Raw genomic sequence first — 17,223 nt, forward strand, 5'->3', positions numbered from 1 at the left:
ACATTCAAATTTTCTCATGTTTATACAAAGTGAAATTAACACGATTTAAATTAAGTACTTTTACTATTTTATATCGTCTCTACATTATGACACTGAACTTAGTTAAAATGATTATATTTGAATAACTTTGATTTTGTAGTGTAAATTCTACTATCAAAGTAGATAAACTAATTCATATTTTATCAAAAAGTTTCAAGCATACAATTATTAACTTTATTTCTCATACAATCTATCAATAAAAAGTTATAGAATAATTTCTCTTTACTTATCTAATGAAAACTTTGACAATACTATTTCCAAGGGTTGTAAAATCGTCCCTGATTCTGCAAGATAAGTAATAAACTAGCTACTAAAAACACAGCTGCCAAAAGCAAGGTAAGATAATCTCCTTTTTTCAAGGCCTGGTAACTATACCAAGTTCGCTTTTTCTCTTTCCCAAAACGGCGAAGCTCCATGGCAGTCGCGATGGTATCAATCCGTTCTAGCGAGCTAAAAATCAAGGGAGTGATAATGCGCAGATTGCCTTTGATTCGTTGCATGAGAGAAGCTTTCTTGGATAATTCCATCCCACGCGCCTCCTGAGACATCTTGATAGTAAAGAATTCTTCCTGCAAATCTGGAATATAGCGCAAGGTCAGGCTGACAGAATAGGCAATCTTATAGGGCACACCAATTTGATTTAAACTGGAAGCAAACTGACTAGGGTGGGTTGTCATCAAAAAGATAATAGCCAGAGGAATGGTGCAAAGGTACTTAATAGCCAAATTTAGCAGATAAAAGAGTTCTTGACTGGTCAGAGTGTAGGCACCGATTCCCTGCCAAATCACACTTCTCTCTCCGTAAAGTCCAACCCCATACTCGGGAGAAAAGAGATAGACCATCAAAACGTTTAAAACGGCAAATACAGTCGCAAAAACGGCTACAAAGGAAACATCCTTAAAACGGATTTCTGACAAATAGAGGAGAAAGACCGAAAAGATGGCAATCAGAACAAGCAGTCTGGTATCATAGCTAATCATGGCCGCCAATGACACGAGGATGAAAAAGAGGAGTTTCCCAGCTCCTGACAAGCGATGAATCACAGTATCTCTATGCTGGTAACCGATTAATTTTGCTTGCATCCTTCTCTCCTTTCTTTGTAAAATGCCGTTAAAGCAAGTGGATCCACATCTAGTTTCTTGGCCAAGTTGAAGATTGAAGTTTCTTTTAGGTTGGCTTTTACTAACAGCTCAGGATTGCTCAAAAGACTAGCTGGATCAGTATCGGCAATCAATTCCCCATCAACCATGACAAGAGCACGATCAGAATAATCCAGCATCAATTGCATATCATGGGTAATCATGACAATCGTATGCCCTTTTTGATGCAGCTCTTCGAGAAATTCCATAATCTCAGTATAGTTCTTCTGGTCTTGACCAGCTGTCGGTTCATCTAGGAGGATAATTTCAGCTCCTAAGACCAAAATTGAAGCAATGGTGACACGTTTTTTCTGACCAAATGACAGGGCAGAAATAGGCCAATTACGGAATTCATAGAGACCACAGATTTTCAAAGTTTCATAGACTCTCGTTTCAATTTCCTGCTCGTCCACACCTCGCAAACGGAGTCCCAGAGCCACCTCATCAAAAATCATATTGGTTGAAATCATTTGATTGGGATTTTGCAGCACATAGCCTACTCGTTCCGCCCGCTCTGCAACAGAATCTACTTTTATATCCTGTCCTTCCCAAAGGTAAGAACCTTCCGTCTGGATAAAGCTACTTAAGGCCTTGGCTAGAGTTGACTTCCCTGCTCCATTTTTCCCAACAATGGCAATCTTTTCACCCTTTTTAATATCCAGATGTAGGGACTTTAAAATCGGTCTATCATCATAAGAAAACGACATGTCCTCTAATTTAAAGAGTGACTGCAATTCTGGGGTTTCTTTTACCAGTTCCGTCCGCAACTGAACATGTCCTTTTGAGATAGACAAGTTGTCCAAATTTGCTAATTGTTCTTCCTTAGCTAAATCCACACCCAATTGACGGAGAGTGGTTAGATAAAGGGGTTCTCGAATTCCATTTTGTGTCAATAAATCAGTCGCCAGTAACTGGTCAGGACTCCCATTAAAGAAGATACGACCATCGTTTATAAGGACAATCCGATCCACAGGGCGATGCAGAACATCCTCCAAACGGTGTTCGATAATAAGGGTCGTCGTCCCCTCCTCCTTGTGAATCTGATCAATCAATTCGATAATATCCTGACCTGACTTGGGATCCAGATTGGCGAGTGGCTCATCAAACAAGAGAATCGGACTCTCATCAATCAAGACACCAGCTAGACTAACCCGCTGCTTTTGTCCACCTGATAAATCCTGAGGACGCTGAGCTAGTAAATCAAGAAGGTCTAGCTTTTCAGCCCATTTATGAACACGGCTTTTCATCTCCTCTAAAGCTGTTACATCATTTTCCAGAGCAAAAGCCAAATCCTCTGCCACAGACAGGCCGATAAACTGCCCATCTGTATCCTGCAAAACTGTGCTGACCAGATGAGACTTATCATAGATGCTCATATCAAAGGCTGCTTGCCCCTTAATCAAAAATTCTCCAGACGTCTGACCCTTGTAAATATTGGGAATAATCCCATTCAAACACTGACCCAAGGTAGACTTGCCTGACCCAGATGGCCCAACAATTAAAACTTTCTCTCCCTTATAAATGGTTAAGTCCACTCCTTGCAAGGTCGGTTCTTGTTGCGTTTCATACTGGAAAGAGAAATCCTTCCACTCAATTATAGCTTCTTTCATCTTACTCTCTTCATTCGCTTCTTAGACTTCTATTTTATCATAAATCTACCCCTTCTTGCAGTCTCTTCTCTTAAAATCTTAGCGCCAAAAAGATTCCTATCCTAGCTTACTTGCCTAACTAATCTATAAACATCGAAAAAGACTGGTTGCCCAGCCTTTTCCCTTATGTTAATCCTTTTTCAAACTTCCTGCACGAGTTTGAGTTCCTGCATAGGCAAGCAAGAGAAGAGTTCCTGCAATAGCTACAGATACACCATTAGCAATTCCCGCAACAATTCCTTGGGCAAATACTTTTTCTGCAGCTTCTTGATAAATCACAACATCTCCAAGTGGTGCCAAGACACCCCAAACAAGGGCATTTGCAAGTAGTTGAATGAGGTTAAAAATAAGAATATCTTTCCAGTCAAAGACACCATTGATCACGCGAACGTACTTTCTAAATAGCCCCACAGCTAGACCAAAGAGGCCGCTAGCGATAATCCAAGTCCACCACAAACCGTAACCAGCAAGAGAGTCCTTGATTGCATGACCAATCAACCCGACAAGCAAACCGATAATCGGTCCAAAAATAATAGAAAGTAACGCTTGTACCGCATACTGAAGCTGGATGCTTGTATTTGGAACAGGGGTCGGAATATTGATCATCCCGATGACGACAAAGAGGGCAGCGCCAATTCCGACAGCAACAACTTGTTTAATTGTAAATTTGATTTCCATACTATTTATTCTCCTATTTTATCCTTCTATTTTCTTTATTTCAATGGTCCAAGATGAACCGACACCCACATTGTAAGCTTTGGCAAAGGAACCTTGGTTGATAGCTAGACCTAAACGATAGAGAGAGTTGATGTAAAGGATGGGTTGCCCAATTCTCACATCTGCAAAAGATTTGCCATAGACAACCTGATTTTGATAGACCAGCATATCTGCATGATAGATAGTCACTTCAAAACGGTCACCGAATGCTGGTTCCAGCTTGTAAAATTCTTCTCGTGTGATAGAGGTCCAAAGCGAACCAAAACGTACATCTAGAATATCAATAGCTCCCTTCACCAGATGCTCTTCAATGATGGTCTCTACGACTGGAAGTTCCACAATCTGATCCACACTGAGCTCTGGCCCCACTTCCTCAAAAGAAATGTGACCACTGGCCAGTTTAGCACCAGTATAGGCATAAACATCACGACCGTGGAAGGTATAAGAATGTTCTGTGTTTTGACGTCTATTGGCCACTTCAGAAATTTCACGAATAGCTACAATACCAACATGTTTCTTGATAAAAGAAAGCGTCCCATTATCTGGCGTGACAATGTATTGATTTTTTGCAGTCTTGGCAACCACACTCTTACGTTTCGAGCCGACACCTGGATCGACCACCGATACAAACGTCGTTCCCTCAGGCCAGTAATCCACCGTCTGAAAGAGACGATAGCTCCCCTCAAAAATATTATAAGGCGTGATATCGTGCGTCAAGTGATGGATTTTTAAGGTTGGAGACTCTTCTAAAGCCACTCCAATCATAGCCGATACCGCACCATCAACCAGACCAAAGTCTGATTGTAATACCAGTAAATTATTATTCATTTTATCTCCTTGTATATCCTTTATCATACCATATTTCAGAGAAAGGTGCTAATAGCTATTTCAATTGATTAGGGTATAGTTTTACCTTATAGCAAATTTCCTACTAAAAACTCTGGTGATTAGCTAGTAGGTGCATTTTTTCTTGAAAAAAGGTATGATAGTTACATCATGAAAAAGTAGGTTTTATTATGAAAATTATCCTTGTCGGAGGGGGAAAAGTTGGTTCTGCCCTCTGTCGCTCCTTGGTTGCAGAAAAGCATGATGTTTTGCTGATTGAGCAAGACGAAGCTGTCCTCAATCATATTGTCAATCGCTTTGATATCATGGGTATCCTTGGTAACGGGGCCGATTTTACCATCCTTGAGCAAGCCAGTGTTCAGGATTGTGATATCTTTATCGCTCTGACTGAATACGATGAAGTGAACATGATTGCTGCCGTTCTAGCTAAGAAAATGGGGGCTAAAGAAACCATTGTTCGGGTGCGAAATCCTGAATACTCTAACTCTTATTTCAAGGAAAAGAATATCCTCGGTTTTTCTCTTATCGTTAACCCTGAGCTCTTGGCTGCCCGCGCTATCGCGAATATCATTGACTTTCCCAACGCCCTCTCTGTCGAACGTTTCTTTGGTGGACGGGTCAGCTTGATGGAATTCACTGTTAAATCCTCCAGTGGTCTTTGCCAAATGCCCATTTCTGATTTTCGGAAAAAATTCGGTAATGTCATTGTCTGTGCTATAGAAAGGGATCATCAAATTATCATCCCAAGTGGTGACATGACTGTACAAGATAAAGATAGAATCTTTGTCACTGGTAACCGTGTTGACATGATGCTCTTCCATAATTATTTCAAGTCTCGTGCCGTGAAGAGTCTTCTTATTGTTGGAGCTGGTAGAATTGCCTATTATCTACTAGGTATCCTCAAAGACAGTCGTATCGATACCAAGGTTATTGAAATCAATCCTGAAATCGCTAGCTTCTTTAGCGAGAAATTCCCAAATCTCCACATCGTTCAAGGAGATGGGACCGCAAAAGACATCCTACTGGAAGAAAGTGCTCAAAACTATGATGCCGTTGCGACTCTAACAGGAGTCGATGAGGAAAATCTGATTACCTCTATGTTCCTTGACAGGGTAGGTGTACAGAAAAATATCACCAAGGTCAATCGTACCAGTCTCCTCGAGATCATCAATGCGCCTGATTTTTCAAGTATCATCACACCTAAAAGCATCGCTGTAGATACGATTATGCACTTTATTCGTGGTCGGGTTAATGCCCAGTATTCAGACCTTCAAGCCATGCACCATCTAGCCAATGGCCAAATCGAAACCCTGCAATTCCATATCAAGGAAGCTAATAAAATGACTGCCAAACCACTTTCTCAACTGAAATTGAAAAAAGGGGTTCTTATTGCAGCCATCATTCGAAAGGGCAAGACTATTTTCCCAACTGGGGAGGATATGCTTGAAGTCGGAGACAAGCTCCTAGTAACGACCTTGTTGCCAAACATCACCAAGATTTATGACTTGATCGCGAGGTGAGAAATGAATAAAAGTATGATTCGTTACCTCCTTTCAAAGTTACTTTTGATTGAAGCTGTTCTCCTCTTGGTTCCTGTAGCTGTAGCTGTCTATTACCACGAATCGAGCCAAGTCTTTACAGCCCTCTTTACAACGATTGGGCTTCTCGTATTACTAGGTGGTTCAGGAATTTTACAAAAGCCAAAAAATCAACGAATTTACGCCAAGGAGGGAATCTTGATTGTTGCCCTCTGTTGGATCCTTTGGTCTTTCTTTGGCGGTCTCCCCTTTGTCTTTGCTAGACAAATTCCCAGCGTTATCGATGCCTTTTTTGAAATTAGTTCTGGCTTTACAACTACTGGAGCAACTATTCTGAACGACGTTTCGGTTCTCAGCCGTTCCCTCCTCTTCTGGCGAAGTTTTACCCACTTGATTGGAGGGATGGGAGTGCTTGTTTTTGCACTTGCTATTATGGACAATGCCAAAAATAGCCACCTAGAAGTGATGAAGGCTGAGGTTCCTGGACCCGTCTTTGGTAAGGTTGTATCCAAACTCAAAAATACTGCCCAGATTCTCTATCTCCTTTATCTAGCTCTCTTCTCCCTCTTTGTCATCATCTATTATCTAGCTGGCATGCCCCTATTTGATAGTTTTGTCATCGCTATGGGGACAGCAGGTACAGGAGGCTTTACCGTCTATAACGACGGGATTGCCCACTATGGCAGCTCACTGATTACCTATCTGGTTAGTATCGGAGTTCTGGTTTTTGGGGTAAATTTCAATCTCTACTACTACCTCATGCTCCGTCGTGTCAAGGCCTTCTTTGGAGATGAAGAACTTCGAGCTTACTTGGTCATTGTACTGCTTTCTACAGGCTTGATTAGCCTTAATACCCTCTATCTCTATCCAGGATTTTCAAAGAGTTTTGAAATGGCCTTCTTCCAAGTTTCCAATATCATTACGACGACTGGTTTTGGTTACGGAGATATTACCAACTGGCCCCTCTTCTCCCAATTTATCCTTCTCTTCCTTATGGGAATCGGTGGTTCTGCTGGTTCAACCGCAGGTGGACTCAAGGTTATTCGAGGCCTTATCCTTTCAAAAATTGCTAAAAATCAGATTTTGTCAATTCTATCACCCCACCGTGTTTTGACCCTCCATGTTAATAAAACGGTAATTGACAAAGATACCCAGCATAAGATTCTCAAGTACTTTGTCATCTATTCTATGATTTTGCTATCCCTTATCTTTATTGTCAGCCTAGATAGCAATGATTTTCTGGTTGTGACCAGCGCTGTCTTTAGCTGTTTCAATAATATCGGACCTATTCTAGGAACCACTTCTAGCTTCTCAATCTTTAGTCCTATCTCAAAAATTCTTCTCTCCTTTGCAATGATTGCAGGTCGATTAGAGATTTACCCAATCCTACTTCTCTTTATGAAGAGAACTTGGTCTAAGAGATAAAATACAACCACACCTTGTGTCTTACAAAGTGTGGTATTTTTATTTTCATACTCTTCGAAAATAAAATTCAAACCACGTCAGCTTCGCCTTGCCGTATATGTGTGACTGACTTTGTCAGTCTTATCTACAACCTCAAAGCGGTGCTTTGAGCAACCTGCGGCTAGCTTCCTAGTTTGCTCTTTGATTTTCATTGAGTATCAAATACCTCCCGCAACTCAACAAGTATCTTTGAATCCCGGTCAGACATTTCAATACCTGACTTAAGGAATTTAAGAGCCCAAAAACAACCCTCAGTCGACTGACCGAGGGTTCCTTATTTCATTATTCAAGAACTTGATTAGCTCAATGCATCCAAGGCATCATCCATTGAAAGAACTTCGTGGAAGACACGTTGTGTCAATTCAGTTTTTTGTTCTGGAGTGAGGTATTTAGTGTTTACACAGTATCCAGAGATACGTACGATAACGTCTTCACCTGACATGATCTTTTCGTAAACATCGTTCAAGTCCATAACGTTCAAGTTAACGTGTTGTCCACCGTTTTCAAAGTAACCATCAAGGATTGTTACCAAGTTATCAACTTGTTCGTCACGAGTCTTACCAAGAGCGCGAGGTGATACTTGTGTAGTCAATGAGATACCATCAGCCGCATAACTAAAGTCAAGGCTAGAAAGTGAGTTCAAGTTTTGCAACCATCCACCTTTAGCTTTATTAGATGGGTTAGCACCTGGTGAGAAGAATTCAAGTTTAGACAAGTTAACAGAACCATCTTCGTTGAGGTATACACCTTTGTGGACTGGTGAGTTACCAGTTTGTTTAGAGTAAGCAACGTTAGATGTGATAGTCAAAAGTGAAACTGTAGCTTCTGCATCTTTGTAAAGTTTGTGGCTACGTAGACGAGTTGTGTAAGCTTCGATCAACCATTCTGCCAATTCGTTTGAACGTGGGTCATCTTCACCCCAACGTGGGTATTCACCGATTGTTTCGTAATCGTAGATGTAGCCATTTTCGTCACGGATTGGTTTAACTGTAGCGTATTTGATAGCTGACAATGTATCAACAGTGTTAGCAAATCCACAGATACCGAATCCCATGTTGGCACGTTGTTTAGTTGGCAAGAAGGCCATTTGAACAGCTTCGTAGTTGTACTTATCAGTCATGTAGTGGATGATGTTCAAAGCATCTACGTAAGTGTCAGTCAACCAGTCAAGAGATTTTTCAAAGTTAGCTTTAACTGATTCAAATTCAAGAACTTCGTCACGGATTGGTTCGATATCAAATACTTTGTAGTCTTTGTGAACATCGTCGTAACCACCGTTCAAACCAGTAAGAAGGGCTTTCAATACGTTTACACGCGCACCGAAGTACTGGATGTTGTGGCGTTGTTCTTCATTTTCTGGGTCAAGTGGAGACACACAGCATGAGATACAGCTCATTTCACCATATCCGTCTTTAGCCATTGTTGTTACACCTTCGTATTGGATAGAAGAGTGTTTGTGGCTCATGTGCATACAGTAGCGACGGAAGTTGTATGGCAATTTATCAGTCCAAAGAACTGTCAAGTTTGGTTCTGGAGAGTTACCGATATTGTCAAGAGTGTTCAAGAAACGGTAGTCCATCTTAGTAACACGGTGACGACCGTCGTTACCCATACCAGCCATAGAAGTTGTGATGAAAGTTGGGTCACCTGAGTACAATTGGTCGTAAGCTTTTGTACGAGCAAATTTAACTGTACGAAGTTTCATAACGAAATCATCAACGAATTCTTGGATTTCTGATTCAGTAAATGTACCACGAGCAAGGTCACGTTCTGCAAAGATATCCAATACGATTGGTACACGTCCTAGAGATGTAGCAGCACCGTTGATAACACGGCAGACAGACATGAAGGCGATGTTAACCCATTGGATTGCTTCTTTAACGTTCATCGCTGGTTTGCGAACGTCAACTCCGTAAAGGTCACCCAAGCGAACAACTTGTTGCAATGCTTGATATTGAAGATTGATTTCTTCACGAAGACGGATTGTTTCTTCATCGATTTCTTCGATTGCATTCCAGTCGTTTACTTTTTCTTGCATCAAGTAGTCTGCACCGTAAAGAGCAAGACGTGCGTAAACACCGATGATACGTCCGCGTGAGTATGCATCTGGAAGACCAGTTACAGTGTGAGCGTGACGTGCGCGACGAATGTTTGAAGTGTAGGCACGGAAGATACCGTCGTTAACTGTTGTTACATATTTAGTAAAGATTTCGTGAACAGCTGGATCTGGTTCGTATCCATTTTCTTTCAAAGTAGTTTCAGCCATACGGATACCACCTTTTGGCATGAAGTTCAATTTGAAGAGTTCATCGTTTTGGATACCGAAGATAACTTCATTTTCTTTATCGATAAATCCTGCCGGAATGTCAGCAATAGATGTTGGACGAGTGTCCATTGGGAAACGAGTTTCTTCGTAGTGAGCCTTAGTTTCTTCTACAATTTTTTTGATGTGAAGTGAACGTTCTGTTGGTCCTGCGAGGAAGCTTTCGTCTCCATCATAAGGTGTGTAGTTAGCTTGTACGAAGCGTGATACACTTGCTTTTTCTTTCCAATCTACGCCTTTGAAGCCTTCCCAAGCTTTGTCAAAAATATCTTGTGCTTCAACAACTGTCTTAACAACCATGTTAATGTCCTCTTTTTTCTTTCTAGTAACAACCATCTGTTACATTCATGAGACAAGTATACCATACAGTAATCGTTTTCAACAAGTGGAAAATCCCTATTTTTACACTTTCTTTTCTAAAACAGTCTATATTTTGTTCCAAACTGTATTATATTTTTGAAAAAATTAAAGCCTTTTTTCTTTTTTTCAGAAAAAAGGGTATAATAAAAGAAAATAAGCAGTAAAAAGGGGACCAGACATGTTGATTTTTCCTTTATTAAATGATTTGTCAAGAAAAATCATCCATATTGACATGGATGCCTTTTTTGCTGCGGTCGAAATCAGAGATAATCCTAAACTCAGAGGAAAACCTGTCATTATCGGTAGCGACCCTCGACAAACAGGTGGGCGTGGTGTCGTTTCCACTTGTAGCTATGAGGCGCGAGCTTTTGGTGTCCATTCAGCCATGAGTTCCAAAGAAGCCTATGAGCGTTGTCCCCAGGCCGTCTTTATCTCAGGGAATTATGAGAAATACAAGACTGTGGGCCTCCAGATTCGAGCTATCTTTAAGCGTTATACAGATTTGATTGAACCCATGAGCATTGACGAAGCCTATTTAGATGTGACAGAAAATAAACTCGGTATCAAGTCAGCGGTCAAAATTGCTCGTCTCATTCAAGAGGATATCTGGCAGGAACTACACCTGACTGCTTCCGCAGGCGTCTCCTACAACAAATTCTTAGCTAAAATGGCCAGCGATTATCAAAAGCCACATGGTCTGACAGTGATTTTACCTGACCAGGCTGAGGATTTCCTCAAACAAATGGATATTTCCAAGTTTCATGGAGTAGGAAAAAAGACGGTGGAAAGACTTCATCAAATGGGTGTTTTTACCGGCGCTGATTTGCTTGAAGTCCCTGAAGTGACCCTGATAGACCGTTTTGGCAGACTGGGCTATGACCTTTATCGAAAGGCTCGTGGTATTCACAATTCCCCGGTCAAATCCAATCGTATCCGTAAATCAATCGGGAAAGAGAAAACCTATGGAAAAATTCTCCGTGCCGAGGAAGACATCAAAAAAGAGCTGACTCTCCTATCAGAAAGAGTCGCTCTCAATCTCAGTCAACAAGAAAAAGCTGGAAAAATTGTCATTCTGAAAATCCGCTACGAAGACTTTTCAACTCTGACTAAACGAAAAAGTCTGGATCAAAAAACGCAGGATGCTAGTCAGATCAGCCAAATTGCCCTGCAGCTCTATGAAAAATTAAGCGAGAAAGAAAGAGGTATCCGCCTGTTGGGGATTACCGTGACTGGATTTTAAAACCTTGAAGAGCTGTCCCTTCAAGGTTTTTTCTTATACAAATAAACGCACAAAACTATAGAGCAACAAGACACTACCGAGTACGATACGGTATTTACCAAAAAGAGTAAAGTCGTGTTTTTTCACATAGCTTGTCAAAAAGCGAATAGCGACCATGCTGACTGCAAAAGCGACTCCCATCGCAACCAAGAGCAAGAACAATTGCCCAAAGCTCAAGAGCTGTCCGACTTTCACAAATTTGAAAATCTTTAAGGCACTGGCTCCAAACATAACAGGAATTCCAAGATAGAAGGTAAATTCTGTCACAACAGAACGACTAGTTCCATTCAATAAACCACCGACAATCGTTGCCCCAGAACGGCTAGTCCCTGGTAAAAGAGCAAGAACTTGGAAGAGTCCGATATAGAAGGCTGTCGTATAAGGAAGCTTGTCCAACTCTGTTACACTTGGTTCGATAGCACGCGCTTTATTGCGCTTTTCCAAATAGATAAAGGCAATCCCGTAGATAATCAACATGAGGGCAACTGAAACCATATTATGGAAGTGGGTATCAAACCAATCGTCAAATTTAAAGACGGCAAGTAAAGGCAAGGTCGCAATCAAGACCTTCAACCATAGTCTCCAAGTCTTACGAACTTCCTGCTTGTCCTTAGTCGGTTTGAAGGGATTGAGCTTGTTAAAGTAAATCACCATAACTGCTAAAATAGCACCAAGCTGAATCACGACATTAAACATGGACATAAAGGCTTCACTCTGATTTTGGTATTGGATAAATTCCTCTGCTAAAATCAAGTGACCTGTACTTGAAATCGGCAGCCATTCCGTAATTCCTTCAACAATACCGAAGAAGATAGATTTTAAAATTTCAATAAGATACATAGATTACTCCTTTTTCTATCTTCCATTATAGCATATTTTTTCAGCCATTGATAGCTCTCTTTAAAAGGCACCGATACTGCCCCCGCCGCCACCTCCGGAGAAGCCACCACCAGAACTTCCATTTCCAGAAGATACGGAATAGGTACTTGCTGTGTTTGCGACATTGACATAATGGCTCATTTGTGCTGTTGAATGATAAAACATATTGTGCCAGCCATAAGCTACATAGAGATTGATATCTGGATTTTCCACTTGAATCTGATGAAACTTCATCAAATGACTGACCTTGTCTGCATAGCCAAATAAAGTCGCATAAACCAAGAGGCGATTCCAGACCACAATACTTTCCAATTCAGCCTGATCCAATCGTGCAATCTCACGCAACATATTTTCAAAACTGGTCCAGAGATAGTATACTTCTGCTCCTGCTTCATTTAGGACACCATCACGATTATCTAATCGAAGCTTCCAATAATAGAAAACAGCCAAAACCAAACCTAGAAAACCAAGTATTGGCAAGAGGAGGTAAAGATAGCCATAAACATCCAAACTGTACAAGAACAAACCAAATCCGATAAATAGGGGCAAGATAGTCAAGACCCCCATACCCACTTGCAAGGCCTTTTCCCCACCAGTTAAAGGACGGTAGTAATCCGGAAGCCCCCAGAAGGTAACTCTATTTCTCACTCCTTCTTGCATCTCTTTCAATACTTCTTCAAAAGAAGATTTGAGCTGACGCCCCTTTGCTTGAATCCGTTTTTCATCAGAAACTTTTGCTCTACGATAAAGACTATCAGATACCTTGTAATCCGCAAACAAATTGGAAAGAGTTTCTTCTTTTTTGCCTGAAAAAGCCAGATTTAGACAGTCTTTCTCAAAACTTGACAAACCATCTTCTTTTACTAGCTTCAAACCAACTGCATCTCCTTCTGAAATGATAGAAACATTCCCACGGTCTATCACATCTAGCAAGGTAGCTTGAATAAGTTGGTCAAAGGTAAATTTACCTGCTCCTTTTGTTAGAGGACTCACTTCTTCCAAGGAGGTCGAGTAGACTGCTTCTGATAAAACCATAGGCTCTAATTCCATTGGTGGTTCATAGATACGATGATTTTTGGCATATTTGACGGAAGGAGTGGTCTTTCTTCTATAGATGAAATAGAAGCAAATACTCAATAACAAGGAGATAGAAAGTATCGAAGGGAAGACCCAAGTAACGAGCTGCATACTCTGATCTTTTTCTCTAACAATCGAGTCTTCTATCTTATTAAACTCTTCTAAACGATTTCCTTTCAATCCCTGATCCCTAGCGCTAGCAAAATCAGTTCGAGGCCAGTAGGCATGCAATTCAACTCCCCGCTTAGGCGGAAGATTGTCTAAACGGATAGTATAATCAAGGTTACTCTTTTCAACCGTTCCCTCTCTAAAAAGTTTCCCTGTATGGAAGTAGAGTTTTTCAGCCCCCTTGTCTCCCCTTACATGAAATTCAAACTTTCCAATAGCTCCTGAACTATCTGTCAGAGGTTGCCAATTTAATTCAGCGATGTCATCATAAAGGAAAAGTAAATTCTTTAAGTTCCAAACGAGGTCAACTTCAACTGTGTCGCCTTCTTGACCTGAATTGTAGACTTTCACAGTATAACCATTCGCCTCTTCTGTCACTTCGCTAGTAACGTCTGTCAGTTCAGCACCGTTTTTCGAGGCCTGAACCTTTGGTTGAGGATCTATCTCAAATCCGCTAGGCATCTTGCCAGCACGTCCAAGTCCCACGATTTGCCCCTTAAAGTCCTCCTCAAACTGGTAAACTATCTTCTGTCTAAATTCTGCCGTATTGTCTGCATGAATATACAAATCTCCTTGATAAGAGTTTATCTTAAAATCAATGGCAAAAACCGAGAGTGGAAACATACAAAACAAACAAAATAACAGCAAGAAAAAAGTTTTTTTCATCAACTAAGTCCCCTTTTTTATCTTTGCTATCATTATATCATTTTTTCATAAGTAAGGGCTTACCTATGTTGAAAAATAGAGTTTTTTTCGATAAAATAGGAGACAGTTATTTTTTAATAGATTAGAAATAGGAGAAATCATGAGAAAAATATACTTATCTATTTTCACAAGTCTCTTGCTGATGCTGGGACTTGTCAATGTTGCCCAAGCCGATGAATATTTACGCATCGGGATGGAAGCAGCATATGCTCCCTTTAACTGGACTCAGGATGATGATAGCAATGGGGCTGTCAAAATCGATGGGACTAACCAGTATGCTAACGGATACGATGTTCAAATCGCCAAGAAAATCGCTAAGGACTTAGGTAAAGAACCTTTGGTTGTTAAAACAAAGTGGGAAGGTCTAGTTCCTGCCCTTACTTCTGGTAAGATTGACATGATTATCGCAGGTATGAGTCCTACTGCCGAACGCAAACAAGAAATTGCATTTTCAAGCAGTTACTACACTAGCGAACCAGTTTTGCTTGTCAAAAAAGATTCTACTTATGCAAACGCAAAATCTTTGGATGACTTTAACGGTGCAAAAATTACTTCTCAACAAGGTGTCTATCTTTATGACTTGATTGGTCAAATCCCAGGTGCTAAAAAAGAAACTGCCATGGGAGACTTCGCTCAAATGCGCCAAGCTCTTGAGGCTGGTGTCATCGATGCCTATGTTTCTGAACGTCCAGAAGCTCTGACTGCCGAAGCTGCTAACTCTAAGTTCAAGATGGTTCAAGTAGAACCAGGTTTCAAAACTGGAGAAGAAGATACAGCTATCGCCATCGGACTTCGTAAAGATGACAACCGTATTAGCCAAATCAATGCCAGCATTGAAACCATTTCAAAAGACGATCAAGTTGCCTTGATGGATCGTATGATCAAGGAACAACCTGCCGAAGCTACAACAACTGAAGAGACTAGCAGTAGTTTCTTTAGTCAAGTCGCTAAAATTCTTTCTGAAAACTGGCAACAACTCTTGCGTGGTGCTGGTGTCACTCTTTTAATCTCTATCGTCGGAACCATCACAGGTCTCATTATTGGACTTGCCATTGGTGTCTTCCGTACTGCTCCTCTATCTGAGAATAAGGCCATTTATGGCTTACAAAAACTAGTCGGCTGGATTCTCAATGTCTACATTGAAATTTTCCGTGGTACCCCAATGATCGTTCAATCGATGGTTATCTACTATGGAACTGCCCAAGCTTTCGGTATTAACCTTGACCGCACACTTGCTGCTATCTTCATCGTTTCGATCAACACTGGTGCCTACATGACTGAAATCGTTCGTGGTGGTATCCTAGCAGTTGACAAGGGACAATTTGAAGCTGCGACTGCTCTTGGTATGACTCATAACCAAACCATGCGTAAGATTGTCCTACCTCAGGTTGTCCGTAACATCCTACCAGCAACTGGTAATGAATTTGTCATCAATATCAAAGATACATCTGTATTGAACGTTATCTCTGTTGTCGAACTTTATTTCTCAGGAAATACAGTGGCAACACAAACCTATCAATACTTCCAGACATTTACAATCATCGCCGTGATTTACTTTGTCCTCACCTTCACCGTAACACGTATCCTACGCTTCATCGAACGCCGCATGGACATGGATACCTATACTACAGGTGCTAACCAAATGCAAACGGAGGATTTGAAATAATGACACAAGCAATCCTTGAAATTAAACACCTCAAAAAATCCTATGGACAAAACGAAGTGCTAAAAGACATTTCACTCACTGTCCACAAGGGAGAGGTAATCTCTATCATCGGAAGCTCTGGAAGCGGAAAATCAACCTTCCTACGCTCCATTAACCTCCTTGAAACGCCAACTGATGGACAAATCCTTTATCATGGACAAAACGTCCTCGAAAAAGGCTATGACCTCACGCAATACCGTGAAAAATTGGGAATGGTGTTCCAATCCTTTAACCTCTTTGAAAATCTAAACGTTCTTGAAAACACAATCGTCGCTCAGACAACTGTCCTTAAACGTGAACGTACAGAAGCTGAAAAGATTGCCAAAGAAAACCTAGAAAAGGTCGGCATGGGAGAACGCTACTGGCAAGCGAAACCAAAACAACTCTCAGGTGGTCAAAAACAACGTGTGGCCATCGCTCGTGCCCTTTCCATGAATCCTGACGCTATTCTCTTTGATGAACCAACATCAGCTCTCGATCCAGAAATGGTTGGAGAAGTCCTCAAAATCATGCAGGATTTAGCCCAGGAAGGCTTGACCATGATTGTTGTAACTCACGAAATGGAATTCGCCCGCGATGTCTCTCATCGTGTTATCTTTATGGATAAGGGTGTGATTGCTGAAGAAGGTAAACCAGAAGACCTCTTCACCAATCCTAAAGAAGACCGAACAAAAGAGTTCCTTCAACGCTATCTCAAATAAAAAGAAAAGGCTGCATCAACCGTGCAGTCTTTTTGCTGTCCTTATACTCTTCGAAAATCTCTTCAAACCACGTCAGCTCTATCTGCAACCTCAAAACAGTGTTTTGAGCAACCTACAGCTAACTTCCTAGTTTGCTCTTTGATTTTCATTGAGTATCAAAATGAAAAGGCAGACCCTATTCAAGAATCCGCCATTATCCAAAGATTAATCTTCAAATTTTTCATGATTTTTATCATAGAAATCAATTAAACCTAGAGCCGTTTCAAACGAAATATTTTTTACTTTTGCACGCCCCTGCGCTAGAGCAATGATAGACATTTCACGCGCATTCGTTTCTTTAGAGATACGGTAGCCTGTGATTTTCTTATCACGAACCCAGCCAACAACTGATTCTACTTTTTCAAAGTTTGACTTAGCCATGTCCTTCTCCTATTTTCTTCTTTACGATATTTAATTGTATACGTTTTTATGTCTTTTGTCAATAAAAAAACATATATTCAATAAAATAAATGATTCAGAATCTTCTTACTTCCTTTTTAAAGCCGATAATATATAGGTTTTTGCTTACTATAACCCATTAGTACGCTCCTAAAAAACAATTGTATTATTAAATTTTAAACCCGTAAAAATATTC

The 17,223-nt window shown here is 40.7% G+C and carries 13 protein-coding genes; 5 read left to right on the top strand and 8 right to left on the bottom strand.

Features of this window, described 5'->3' with window-relative positions; genetic code table 11:
- Nucleotides 1-290 precede the first annotated feature (290 nt).
- From CYK16_RS01900 to CYK16_RS01915, 4 genes are all read right to left on the bottom strand, one after another.
- Nucleotides 291-1,121, bottom strand: coding sequence for an energy-coupling factor transporter transmembrane component T family protein (locus tag CYK16_RS01900; RefSeq protein WP_084950049.1), 831 nt, complete (start codon nucleotides 1,119-1,121; stop codon nucleotides 291-293).
- Nucleotides 1,106-2,788, bottom strand: a complete 1,683-nt coding sequence (locus CYK16_RS01905; RefSeq protein WP_101776572.1) for an ABC transporter ATP-binding protein — start codon at nucleotides 2,786-2,788, stop codon at nucleotides 1,106-1,108. Before CYK16_RS01905 ends, CYK16_RS01900 begins: the two co-directional genes overlap by 16 nt.
- A gap of 168 nt (nucleotides 2,789-2,956) precedes the next feature.
- A complete protein-coding gene (locus tag CYK16_RS01910) occupies nucleotides 2,957-3,505 on the bottom strand; it encodes an ECF-type riboflavin transporter substrate-binding protein (protein WP_000403160.1) in 549 nt (182 codons plus the stop codon).
- Nucleotides 3,506-3,523: 18 nt separating this feature from the next.
- Nucleotides 3,524-4,372: an SAM hydrolase/SAM-dependent halogenase family protein gene (locus CYK16_RS01915; RefSeq protein ID WP_060805315.1), complete on the bottom strand. Its 849-nt coding sequence runs from the start codon at nucleotides 4,370-4,372 to the stop codon at nucleotides 3,524-3,526.
- 188 nt (nucleotides 4,373-4,560) lie between these two features.
- Between CYK16_RS01915 and trkA the strand changes: the two genes are divergently transcribed.
- Nucleotides 4,561-5,910 carry a Trk system potassium transporter TrkA gene (gene trkA / locus CYK16_RS01920; RefSeq protein ID WP_060805316.1) on the top strand — a complete coding sequence of 450 codons (1,350 nt, stop codon included), beginning with the start codon at nucleotides 4,561-4,563 and terminating at the stop codon, nucleotides 5,908-5,910.
- Between the two features lie 3 nt (nucleotides 5,911-5,913).
- Nucleotides 5,914-7,353 (top strand): TrkH family potassium uptake protein, encoded by a 1,440-nt coding sequence (locus CYK16_RS01925; RefSeq protein WP_101776573.1) that lies wholly within the window; start codon nucleotides 5,914-5,916, stop codon nucleotides 7,351-7,353.
- Between the two features lie 337 nt (nucleotides 7,354-7,690).
- Here the strand turns inward: CYK16_RS01925 and pflB are convergent, their stop codons facing one another.
- Nucleotides 7,691-10,015 (bottom strand): formate C-acetyltransferase, encoded by a 2,325-nt coding sequence (gene pflB, locus CYK16_RS01930; RefSeq protein ID WP_000260631.1) that lies wholly within the window; start codon nucleotides 10,013-10,015, stop codon nucleotides 7,691-7,693.
- 238 nt (nucleotides 10,016-10,253) lie between these two features.
- On the opposite strand from pflB, the gene dinB reads away from it, so the two are divergent.
- A complete protein-coding gene (gene dinB, locus CYK16_RS01935; protein WP_101776574.1) occupies nucleotides 10,254-11,315 on the top strand; it encodes a DNA polymerase IV in 1,062 nt (353 codons plus the stop codon).
- 33 nt (nucleotides 11,316-11,348) lie between these two features.
- Here dinB and CYK16_RS01940 read toward each other — a convergent pair whose 3' ends face one another.
- Both CYK16_RS01940 and CYK16_RS01945 read right to left on the bottom strand, forming a co-directional pair.
- Nucleotides 11,349-12,194 (bottom strand): undecaprenyl-diphosphate phosphatase, encoded by an 846-nt coding sequence (locus CYK16_RS01940; protein ID WP_033685557.1) that lies wholly within the window; start codon nucleotides 12,192-12,194, stop codon nucleotides 11,349-11,351.
- Nucleotides 12,195-12,254: 60 nt separating this feature from the next.
- Nucleotides 12,255-14,144 carry a DUF2207 domain-containing protein gene (locus CYK16_RS01945; RefSeq protein WP_101776575.1) on the bottom strand — a complete coding sequence of 630 codons (1,890 nt, stop codon included), beginning with the start codon at nucleotides 14,142-14,144 and terminating at the stop codon, nucleotides 12,255-12,257.
- 139 nt (nucleotides 14,145-14,283) lie between these two features.
- Between CYK16_RS01945 and CYK16_RS01950 the strand changes: the two genes are divergently transcribed.
- Entirely contained in the window at nucleotides 14,284-15,849 is a 1,566-nt protein-coding gene (locus CYK16_RS01950; protein WP_020901541.1) for an ABC transporter substrate-binding protein/permease, read from the top strand.
- Entirely contained in the window at nucleotides 15,849-16,589 is a 741-nt protein-coding gene (locus CYK16_RS01955) for an amino acid ABC transporter ATP-binding protein (RefSeq protein ID WP_000189477.1), read from the top strand. The genes CYK16_RS01950 and CYK16_RS01955 overlap by 1 nt, the downstream gene beginning before the upstream one ends.
- A 204-nt stretch (nucleotides 16,590-16,793) precedes the next feature.
- On the opposite strand, the gene CYK16_RS01965 is transcribed toward CYK16_RS01955, so the two are convergent.
- The gene (locus CYK16_RS01965; RefSeq protein ID WP_001130035.1) at nucleotides 16,794-17,009 is read right to left on the bottom strand and encodes a capsule biosynthesis transcriptional regulator; all 216 of its coding nucleotides are present in this window, start codon (nucleotides 17,007-17,009) and stop codon (nucleotides 16,794-16,796) included.
- Nucleotides 17,010-17,223 lie beyond the last annotated feature (214 nt).

The organism is Streptococcus oralis subsp. dentisani, assembly GCF_002860905.1.
GTDB classification, from domain to species: Bacteria; Bacillota; Bacilli; order Lactobacillales; family Streptococcaceae; genus Streptococcus; species Streptococcus oralis_BA.

Excerpts from the sequence above, each read along its gene's own strand:
- CYK16_RS01900 (WP_084950049.1), bottom strand. The coding sequence starts at position 1,121 with ATGCAAGCAAAATTAATCGGTTACCAGCATAGAGATACTGTGATTCAT.
- CYK16_RS01905 (WP_101776572.1), bottom strand. The coding sequence starts at position 2,788 with ATGAAAGAAGCTATAATTGAGTGGAAGGATTTCTCTTTCCAGTATGAA.
- CYK16_RS01910 (WP_000403160.1), bottom strand. The coding sequence starts at position 3,505 with ATGGAAATCAAATTTACAATTAAACAAGTTGTTGCTGTCGGAATTGGC.
- CYK16_RS01915 (WP_060805315.1), bottom strand. The coding sequence starts at position 4,372 with ATGAATAATAATTTACTGGTATTACAATCAGACTTTGGTCTGGTTGAT.
- trkA (WP_060805316.1), top strand. The coding sequence starts at position 4,561 with ATGAAAATTATCCTTGTCGGAGGGGGAAAAGTTGGTTCTGCCCTCTGT.
- CYK16_RS01925 (WP_101776573.1), top strand. The coding sequence starts at position 5,914 with ATGAATAAAAGTATGATTCGTTACCTCCTTTCAAAGTTACTTTTGATT.
- pflB (WP_000260631.1), bottom strand. The coding sequence starts at position 10,015 with ATGGTTGTTAAGACAGTTGTTGAAGCACAAGATATTTTTGACAAAGCT.
- dinB (WP_101776574.1), top strand. The coding sequence starts at position 10,254 with ATGTTGATTTTTCCTTTATTAAATGATTTGTCAAGAAAAATCATCCAT.
- CYK16_RS01940 (WP_033685557.1), bottom strand. The coding sequence starts at position 12,194 with ATGTATCTTATTGAAATTTTAAAATCTATCTTCTTCGGTATTGTTGAA.
- CYK16_RS01945 (WP_101776575.1), bottom strand. The coding sequence starts at position 14,144 with ATGAAAAAAACTTTTTTCTTGCTGTTATTTTGTTTGTTTTGTATGTTT.
- CYK16_RS01950 (WP_020901541.1), top strand. The coding sequence starts at position 14,284 with ATGAGAAAAATATACTTATCTATTTTCACAAGTCTCTTGCTGATGCTG.
- CYK16_RS01955 (WP_000189477.1), top strand. The coding sequence starts at position 15,849 with ATGACACAAGCAATCCTTGAAATTAAACACCTCAAAAAATCCTATGGA.
- CYK16_RS01965 (WP_001130035.1), bottom strand. The coding sequence starts at position 17,009 with ATGGCTAAGTCAAACTTTGAAAAAGTAGAATCAGTTGTTGGCTGGGTT.